Annotated in this window: 9 protein-coding genes; 1 reads left to right on the plus strand and 8 read right to left on the minus strand. The window is 66.7% G+C overall.

What is annotated here, in order from left to right; translation table 11 throughout:
• Positions 1-77: 77 nt before the first annotated feature.
• The 6 genes from secD to VLA96_12825 form a co-directional block, all read right to left on the minus strand.
• Entirely contained in the window at positions 78-1,682 is a 1,605-nt protein-coding gene (gene secD / locus VLA96_12800) for a protein translocase subunit SecD (protein ID HSE50080.1), read from the minus strand.
• A 7-nt stretch (positions 1,683-1,689) separates the two neighbouring features.
• Entirely contained in the window at positions 1,690-2,004 is a 315-nt protein-coding gene (yajC, locus tag VLA96_12805; protein ID HSE50081.1) for a preprotein translocase subunit YajC, read from the minus strand.
• Positions 2,005-2,141: 137 nt separating this feature from the next.
• Entirely contained in the window at positions 2,142-3,341 is a 1,200-nt protein-coding gene (locus tag VLA96_12810) for a tRNA guanosine(34) transglycosylase Tgt (protein ID HSE50082.1), read from the minus strand.
• 125 nt (positions 3,342-3,466) lie between these two features.
• On the minus strand, positions 3,467-3,946 hold the full coding sequence (locus VLA96_12815) for a hypothetical protein (protein ID HSE50083.1): 480 nt from the start codon (positions 3,944-3,946) through the stop codon (positions 3,467-3,469).
• Between the two features lie 145 nt (positions 3,947-4,091).
• A complete protein-coding gene (locus VLA96_12820) occupies positions 4,092-4,772 on the minus strand; it encodes a glycine/sarcosine/betaine reductase selenoprotein B family protein (GenBank protein ID HSE50084.1) in 681 nt (226 codons plus the stop codon).
• Between the two features lie 120 nt (positions 4,773-4,892).
• Positions 4,893-5,807, minus strand: a complete 915-nt coding sequence (locus VLA96_12825; protein ID HSE50085.1) for a hypothetical protein — start codon at positions 5,805-5,807, stop codon at positions 4,893-4,895.
• A gap of 90 nt (positions 5,808-5,897) precedes the next feature.
• Between VLA96_12825 and VLA96_12830 the strand changes: the two genes are divergently transcribed.
• Complete coding sequence (locus tag VLA96_12830; protein ID HSE50086.1) at positions 5,898-6,395, plus strand: carbonic anhydrase; 498 nt, start codon at positions 5,898-5,900, stop codon at positions 6,393-6,395.
• Here the strand turns inward: VLA96_12830 and VLA96_12835 are convergent.
• Together VLA96_12835 and VLA96_12840 are read right to left on the minus strand one after the other, a co-directional pair.
• The gene (locus VLA96_12835) at positions 6,392-7,267 is read right to left on the minus strand and encodes a DUF1003 domain-containing protein (protein HSE50087.1); all 876 of its coding nucleotides are present in this window, start codon (positions 7,265-7,267) and stop codon (positions 6,392-6,394) included. The two genes, VLA96_12830 and VLA96_12835, sit on opposite strands and share 4 nt — an antisense overlap.
• 125 nt (positions 7,268-7,392) lie before the next feature.
• A partial coding sequence (locus tag VLA96_12840; GenBank protein ID HSE50088.1) for a R3H domain-containing nucleic acid-binding protein occupies positions 7,393-7,834 on the minus strand: 442 nt, incomplete at its 5' end.

The following is a 7,834-nucleotide window of genomic DNA, read 5'->3' on the forward strand; positions in this document are numbered from 1 at the left end:
AGCGAGAACGTGAGCAGGTACCACTTCTTGCCTAACCAGTCGATATTGACGTTGCGAAAGAGTTCCACTTGAGTCCCTTAAATGCTCAGCGCTTCGCCGCGCTGGTGGCGATTCAGGATGGCGTCGAAGATGACGCGCGAGACGAAGACCGCGGTGAACAGGTTGGCGGCCAGGCCGAAGAACAGCGTGGTCGCGAAGCCCTGCACCGGGCCGGTGCCGACCAGGAACAGGATGAGCGCCGACACCATGGTCGTCACGTGGGTGTCGAGGATGGTCAGCCACGCCCGCCCGAAGCCCTGGTCCACGGCCGAAGGCGGCGTCTTGCCGTTGCGCAATTCCTCGCGGATGCGCTCGAAGATCAGCACGTTCGAGTCCACGCCCATGCCGATCGTCAGGATCACCCCCGCGATGCCCGGCAGCGTCAGCGCCGCGCCCGCGAATCCCAGGAAGCCCAGCAGGATGATCAGGTTCAGCACCAGCGCCAGGTCGGCGTTCACGCCCGCCCCCCGGTAGTACACCAGCATGAAGATCATCACCGCGACCACGCCTACGACGCCCGCCGTCACGCCCTGCCGGATCGAATCCGCGCCCAGCGACGGCCCCACCGTGCGCTCTTCCAGGTAGCGCATCGAGGCCGGCAGCGCGCCGGAATTGAGCACCAGCGCCAGGTCCTTGGTCTGCTGCTCGGTGAACGACCCCGTGATGCGGCCCGAGTCGGAGATCTCCGACTGGATGGTCGCGACCTCTACCACCTTGTTGTCGAGCACGACGGCGAGCTGGTCGCCGATGTGCGCGCCCGTGAACGCCTTGAAGCGGCGCCCGCCGTCCGGCGTCAGCGTGAAGCTCACCTCCGGCCGCCCGGTCTCGTCGCGGTCGGTGCGCGCCTCCCGCAGGTCGTGGCCGGCGACCGCCGAGCTGCGTGAGATCACGTAGACCGCCGGCTCGCTCGAGGTCGCGGTCCGGCCGCGCATGAGCACCCCGCCGGCCGGCAGCACGCCGTTGTGGGCCTGCAGCGCCGCCGCTTCGCTGGGGTACGCGTTCGGGTCCAGCGCCTGCCGGATCTCGAGCATGGCGGTCGACTGGATGATCTCTTTCACGCGCGCCGGGTCGTCCACGCCCGGCAGCTGCACCAGGATCTGGTTCTCGCCCAGGCCGTGCTTCTGGATCACCGGCTCGGAGACGCCCAGCTTGTCCACGCGCTCGCGGATCTTCTGGATGGCCAGTTCGACCGCGCGGCTCTTCAGGTCGCTGGCCGCCTGCGGCTTCATCGTGATGGTGAACCCGCCCGCCGACGACGCTACGTCATATTCCGGCACGCGCTCGCTCAGGATGTTGCGCACCGCGGTGGTCTGGTCGGGCGCCAGGCCCGCGATCACGATCTTCTCCGGCGCATTCGCGGGGTCGGGCTTCGACAGGTCGGCGGTCAGGATGTTCGCGCCCCGCATGCCTTCCCGGATGCGCTCCATCGCGCGATCGGTCTCGGCGTTCACGGCGTCGTTCACCACCACCTGCAGGATCAGGTGCGTGCCCCCCTTCAGGTCGAGCCCGAGGTGGATGCGCTCCCCCATCGCGGCCAGCAGGCCTTCCTTGTTCCAGCTCTTGGGGATGCCGAGGATGCCGTACAGGAACACCAGCATCACGCCGGCGATGAGGAGCGTCTTGACGGTGAGATTCTTGTTCATGGGACCGTTACGAGGCCTTTTCTTCCGCCGCCATCGAGACCACCGCGCTGCGCGCGACCTCGAGGCGAAGATTGTCGGGGGGTACGCGCAGCTGCACCGCGTCGTCCTTGACCGAGAGGATGGTGCCGCGGATGCCGCCCGAGGTGACGACCTTGTCGCCCGCCTTCAGCTCTTGCAGCATCTGCTGCCACTTCTTCTGGCGCCGCTGCTGCGGCAGGATGAGCAGGAAATAGAAGACCGCGAAGATGAGCAGCAGCGGCGCGATGCCGACCCAGCCGGCAGCTCCGCCGGTCTGCCATATCACTGCGAGATTCGTTGTCATTGCCAAGGGGGCTGAATTGTTTTACGCCCGCCGCGCGGGCGCATCTTTCCTGAACCCGATTTCCACTAGGAACAGTTACCGCTCGACGGGACCTGGAGGCGCGGTGACCAGTGGCGCGCCAAGAGGATGGGAATCACTCAACCAGACTGCGATCCTGCCATATCCCCAAGCATCATAGAATGCCGGACGGCGCGAATCGTGTCAAGGTAATGGGCGAGGTTGTGGACGCTGTTCAGCACCGCCGCCAGCCCCTCATTCGCGCTGTACAGGTGCCGCAGGTAGGCGCGCGAATAGCGCGCGCACACCGGGCACTTGCACCCGGGGTCGATCGGCCGTTCGTCGCGCGCGAACCGCAGGTTCTTGATCTGCAGCCGCCCCCGGTTCTCGGCGCAGTCCGGGCTCGCGCTGAACAGCAGCCCGTGGCGCGCCGCGCGCGTCGGCAGCACGCAGTCGAACATGTCGACGCCCATGCGCGCGTACTTCGCGATCTGGTCGGGGTAGCCGACCCCCATCAGGTACCGCGGCTTGTCCGCCGGCAGGTGCGGCAGCGTCGCTGCCACCACCTCGTCGGTCAGCTCCGGCGGCTCCCCCACGCTCAGCCCTCCGATGGCGTAGCCGTCAAACCCCAGCTCCACCGTCCGCTCCGCGCTCTCCTTGCGCAGGTCGGCGTGCATGCCTCCTTGCACGATGCCGTACAGCGCCTGCGAGTCTTCGGCCTTCGGTCCTCGGTCGTCGGCCGCTACGCTTTTCGGCCGAGGGCCGACGACCGACGACCGACGACCCCACGCCACTTCCCCCTTGTGCTCCTCGAAGTACTTCTTGGACCGCGCCGCCCACCGCAAGGTCATCTTCATCGATTCGTGCGCGCGCCCGCGCTCCGCCGGATGCTCCGTGCACTCGTCGAACGCCATGATGACGTCCGCCCCGAGCGCGATCTGGATCTCGATGGCGCGCTCCGGCGTGAAGAAGTGCGTCGAGCCATCGAGGTGCGAGCGGAAGTCCACGCCCTCCTCGGTCACCTTGCGCAGGTCGCCGAGCGAGAACACCTGGTAGCCGCCGGAATCGGTGAGCAGCGGGTGCGGCCACGCCATGAAGCGGTGCAGCCCGCCGAGTGACCGGACGAGCTCGTGCCCCGGCCGCAGGTACAGATGGTAGGTGTTGCTCAGGACGAGCTGCGCGCCCAGCTGCTCCAGCAGCTCCTGCGACACGCTCTTCACCGTCGCCACCGTCCCCACCGGCATGAAGACCGGCGTCTCGACCTCGCCGTGCGGCGTGCCAAGACGTCCGGCACGGCCGCCCGCGGGTGAGCCGGCTTCGACGCTGAAGCGGAGTGACATCGGAGCTTGCGATTGTAAACGTCGCCAAGAAGTCTTCAGACCTCAGACGTCAGTCTTCAGGAAAGGCGGTGTTCGGCTGAAGACCGAGGTCTGAAGTCTGAAGTCTGAGGTCTGAGGTCTTTCGCTCAGGCGCGCCGCGGCGGCCGCCGCTGCTCCACGTGCGGGAGATGCGGGTCGGCGTCCGGCATGGGGATGATGTCGGCCAGCACGCTGGTGATGCGCTGCACCGAGTCGTCGATGTGGCGGATGGCGCCGTCGTGCTGCGTCGTCTGCGCCGACAGCTGGATCACCTGCAGCGAGTTCCGGATGTGGTGATTCAGCGTCGCGATCAGCCGCAGCCGCTCCAGCGTGTACCGCCGGCGCTCGCTCAGGCTGCGCAATACGCGATACACCAGCCACCCGATTACGACCGAGCCCACTGCATCGGCCTCCATGCGGCGCAGCAGCAGTCCCAAGTGGTCGAGCGGGAACAGCAGCCAGTGCAGCCCTTGCGTGACGAGGAACGAGATGACCGCCAGGCAGAACGCGACCAGGGCCAGGCGCTTGCGCGAAGCTGTCGCCAGCCAGGACTCTCGCTGTCCAAAAAAAAGCGCTGCCAGGGGCATGGATCTCGCTCCAGAACCGTGCCGGGCGCGGCGGCAAAAGGCGCTTGGGAACCCGCCGCAATTCAGAAATGAGATGCAGAAAACGCCGCAGCGAGAGTTGCTGCCGCCTGCGCTTATTGCTTATCGCTTATTGCGTATCGCTTCTCTACGGCTCGAAGTCGATGGTCTTGCCCGGCACGTGCTGGAACTCGAACTGCCGCAGCGCCTCGGTGAGCACCCGCATCTGGCGGTCGCGCTCGCCCGCCCCGCCCAGGATCCGTCCCAGCGCGTGACCCACCGGATGGATGGCCCGCGGCGGCCGCATCGCCCCCGAATCGTCCGGCGCCACCGTGATGAGGACCGTCGGGATCCCCTTCGCCTCGATCTCCCGCTGCGCCACCGTGATCACCCGGTGGCAGAGCGGGCAGCCGCCCGTCAGCACCACCGCGTCCGCCTGCGAGCGCTCGATCTCGGCCGCGATCGCCGGCGCCAGGTTCTCGTACTGGTGCTTCAGGTCGGTCGAGAATCCCTTGCACCCGATGTGCTTGTTCGACACCCGCTTGATGAAGCCTTCCGCCGCCAGCTCCCGCAGCCGGTCGAGCGGGAACACCGCGTTCGGATCCTTCTGCGCGTGCGTCAGGTCGAGGTGGTTGTGCTTGAAGCGCAGCTGCGCGCTGTCGGCGTCGCCGGGGATCACGCGGAAGGTGCCGTCGCCCTCTTCGGCGTAGGGCTCTTGCCCCTCCAGGTAGACGCCGGTCGAGCTGACCAGCGCCACCGTAAGCTCGGCCAGCTTCCCCGCGAACGGCGTGTACGGCACGCACTTCCGCGACATGTACTTGGAAAGCATCGAGCGTTCTGATGCGCCAGCTCGTGACTGGGATTCGGCGATTTCAGTTGGCAGAGGTCCGATCGCAGAATAGGCCGAAAACATCGCGGCCCAATCTGCAATCCTAAATCTGCAATGGTTCTACGCGTTGGCGCCCGCGGCCTTCTCCGCCTCCGCCAGCACCGGAGGGTTCATCGCCTGGCCGAGCTTCACCAGCGCCTGCGCCTCGCTCGCCGTCAGGACGAGGTGGTGCATGCTCTGCGCCGTCTCTTCCTTGCGCTTCCCGGACTCGATCTTCACCTTCACCGTGGTCGAATCCAGCGTGTGGAACACCCCGCACTTCTCGCACGAGAACACGTCGATGCGCTGGAACTCCATCGTCTCCGCCTTGGGCGCGCCCGCGGCCTCCAGGAACTTGAAGTCCTTCCCTTCCAGCCGCCGCTTGTACTCGTTCAGGTCGCGGATCGCCGCTTCCACCACCTGCTCCTTCTTCTTCGCCCACTCCTCGCAGGTCTCGCAGAAGGGCTCCTCGTCCATCGTCTTGTACGCGGTCCAGAGCGAGAAGCCGAAGATCATGGCGAACTCGATGGCCCACACCGCCCACAGCGCCCAGCCGGTGACGGCGGAGCCGCGCAGCGTCCACGCGCCCTCCACGTTGATGGACTTGATGATCTCCCACAGCGCCGGCGGCCACAGCACCAGCCCCACCAGCAGGCTGAAGGGCGCGATGCTGGTGTCGGTGCGCCGCGCCAGCGCCCACACCCACGTCGCCCAGCCGAAGTAGTACGCCACCGACGTCAGCACGAACGTCAGCCCCACCGCCACCCCGTCGCTGCGCACCTTCTTCTTCTTCAGCAGCGTCGCGCAGGTGAAACCCAGCACGATCCCGTACCCTGCCGTGATCAGCGCGTTGATGTACACGAACGGCAGGTACAGGATGAGGTAGGCGTAGACGAACGCCCCCACGCACAGGATGACCGACCCCACCACCAGCGCGTAGATGGCCCCGCCCAGCGAGTACTTCCCCGAATGCTTGTAATAGAGGCCGTCGTTCATGCGGCACCCCCCGGCCGGAAGATGGAAATGTGGGCGGAAACTACCGCCGGAGGCGGGCGAAGTCAAGCAGGTTTCGTATCATGGACACCCATGAGCGTGATCGACGACGTCCTTCGAGCCAACGAAGCCTACGCCCGCAACCATGAACTCCGGCATCTCTCGCCCCGGCCCCGCCGCGGCCTGGTCGTCCTCACCTGCATGGACACCCGGCTGGGCAAGCTGACCCTCGGCCTGGGTGACGGCGACGCCCACATCCTGCGCAACGCCGGCGGCATCGTCACCGACGACGTCATCCGCTCCCTCGTCGTCTCCCACTTCCTGCTCGGGACGGCCGAGTGCATGATCGTCAACCACACGGATTGCGGCCTGATGCGCCAGCGCGAGAACGAGCTGCGCCAGCTGGTGGTCGAGCGCGCCGGCGCCGAGAGCGAGGCCCCTGCGCGCTTCTTCGCCTTCGACGACCTCGAGGAGAACGTCCGCCGGCAGATGCAGACGCTGCGCGCGCATCCCTGGGTGCCCCGCCAGCTCCCGGTCCGCGGCTTCGTCTATGACGTGAAGACCGGCAGGCTGCGCGAGGTCGCCGCCTAGCTGCCGCCCGTGGTCGTGGTGTTGGAGCGGTCGGCCGCTTTCTTGTCTTTCTCGATCTTGGCGAAATGCCCCTGCATCGCCTCGTAGATCTTGTCAACCTTGTTGTGGAGCTGCGCGACCTCGAGCTCCGCCTTGAGGTTGATCTGGTAATCCAGGTCGGCCTTGAGGCGGTCCTTCTGGGCCTGCCGGTTCTGCGACATCATGATGACCGGCGCCTGCAGGGCGGCCAGCATGGAGAGGAACAGGTTGAGCAGGATGAAGGGATACGGGTCGAACGCTCGGGTGGCCAGCACGATGGTGTTGATGATGGCCCAGGTGACCAGCACCACTCCGAAGAAGATGATGAAGGTCCAGGAACCGCCGAAGGCGGCGACCTTGTCGGCGATGCGCTGTCCGAACGTAAGCCGGTCCTCTTCCTCTTCGTTCAGATTGCGCGAGACCTGCGTGCGCAGCAGCTCGTCGGTGGCGCGCAGCCGCCGGCCCAGCACCGCGAGCATGTCTTTGGCGATGTGCGGCTTGCGCTGCATCGCCTCCCACAGATCGTCGTGGTCGAGCACCAGCAGCTCGCTGCCTTCCACCGCCACCGCGGTGGCCGAGCGCGGCCCCGGGTCGAACAGCGAGATCTCGCCCAGGATCTCTCCCGGCTCGATCTCCCCCAGGATGATCTTCTGCCCTTCGGTGTTCTCCACGTAGACCTGGACGCGGCCGCTCTTGATGATCATGAGCGAGTCGCCCGCGTCGCCGTGGTGGAAGATGGTCTCGCCCTTGGAGACCTCGCGCACTTCCATGCGCTCAGCCAGCAGCGCGCGCTCGTCCTCGTCCATCAGCGAGAAGATCGGGACATCAGCCAGCATGCCGGTGGTGGTAGCCATAGAGGGTCGTGGGGCGCGGATACACGCCGCGCTCAGCGCGCAGTTTGCCACAGATGCCGCAGGAGTATGAAAGGAAAAGCGGGACGGGCGCACGGCCACTGTGGACCGTGGACTGTGGACTCTCCTTACGCCACGAAATCCGGCTTGCGGGACCCCGACGCGCTCTTCAGGCTGACCACCACGTAGCGCCGCAGGCCCTCGCCTTCCGACTGCGTCGTCAGGTCCTCGTGCGGCCGCAGCGCCAGGTGCACGATGCGCCGCTCGCGCGCCGACATGGGAGAGAAGCTGTAGGGCTGGCCCGTCCGCCGCACCCGCTCGGCGGCATGGTCGGCCGCCTGCTTCAGCTCTTCCATCCGCCCGGCTCGGTAGTTGCGGCAGTCGAACACTACCAGTTCGTGCTCTTCGTGCTCCAGCCGCAGCGACTTCAGCGCCACGTACTCGAACGAGCGCAGCAGCTCGGCGTTCTGCGCCAGCACCGCGGGCGAATCCGGCCCGCCCAGCTCCACCAGGATCACCGGCTTCTCGGGCGAATCTTCGGGGAACTCCGGGTCCACGGTGATGCGCCAC

Source organism: Terriglobales bacterium (assembly GCA_035457425.1).
Taxonomy (GTDB): Bacteria; Acidobacteriota; Terriglobia; order Terriglobales; family Acidobacteriaceae; genus JACPNR01.